At 73.0% G+C, this 1,084-nt stretch carries 1 pseudogene; it reads right to left on the bottom strand.

Annotated features, from left to right (window positions below):
* Positions 1–1,084, bottom strand: a pseudogene (locus FDO69_RS40870) (beta-ketoacyl [acyl carrier protein] synthase domain-containing protein); the annotation flags it as partial.

The following is a 1,084-nucleotide window of genomic DNA, read 5'->3' on the forward strand; positions in this document are numbered from 1 at the left end:
TGGTGCCGCTGACGCCGAAGGCGGAGATGCCGGCGCGGCGTGGCCGGTCGGGGTCGGCGGGCCAGGGCCGGGCCTGAGCGAGGAGTTGGAGGGAACCTGCCTCCCAGTCGACCTTGCTGCTGGGTTGGTCGGCGTGGAGGGTGCGGGGCAGGGTGTCGTGCCGCAGTGCCTGGATCATTTTGATGATTCCGGCGATGCCGGCGGCGGCCTGGGTGTGGCCGATGTTGGATTTCAGTGATCCGCGCCAGAGCGGTGTCCGGCGCCCCGGGTGTCCGTAGGTGGCCAGCAGGGCGCCGGCTTCGAGGGGGTCGCCGGGGGGCGTGCCGGTGCCGTGCGCTTCGACGGCGTCGATATCGTCAGCGGAGAGGCCCGCGTCGGCCAGGGCGTCGCGGATGCCTTGTTGCTGGGCGGGTCCGCTGGGGGCGGTGAGGCCGTTGCTGGCGCCGTCCTGGTTGACGGCGGTGCCGCGCACCACGGCCAGCACCCGGTGGCCCAGGCGCTCGGCGTCCGAGAGCCGCTCCACCAGGAGCATGCCGACACCCTCGGCCCACGCGGTGCCGTCGGCATCGGCCGAGAAGGCCTTGCAACGGCCGTCCGGCGCCAGTCCCCGCTGGCGCGAGAATTCCACGAACATGCCGGGTCCGGCCATGACGGTGGTTCCGCCCGCGAGAGCCAGGTCGCACTCCCCACGCCGCAGCGACTGCACCGCCAGATGCAGCGCCACCAGCGACGACGAGCAGGCGGTGTCCACGGTGAGCGCGGGCCCACGCGTCCCCAGGGCGTAGGCGATCCGGCCGGAGGCCACGCTGGCCGTGGTGCCGGTGAGCAGGAACCCCTCGTATCCGTCTGTTCCTTCGTGCAGCCGTGGCCCGTACTCCGGTGCGACGCGTCCCCAGGGCGTAGGCGATCCGGCCGGAGGCCACGCTGGCCGTGGTGCCGGTGAGCAGGAACCCCTCGTATCCGTCTGTTCCTTCGTGCAGCCGTGGCCCGTACTCCGGTGCGGCCGTGCCGACGAACACACCGGTCCGCCCGCCACGCAGCGACTCCGGCACGACCCCGGCGCGTTCCAACGCTTCCCAGGAGG

The sequence above is a fragment of the Streptomyces tibetensis genome, from assembly GCF_007655005.1.
In the GTDB taxonomy this organism is placed as follows: domain Bacteria; phylum Actinomycetota; class Actinomycetes; order Streptomycetales; family Streptomycetaceae; genus Streptomyces; species Streptomyces tibetensis.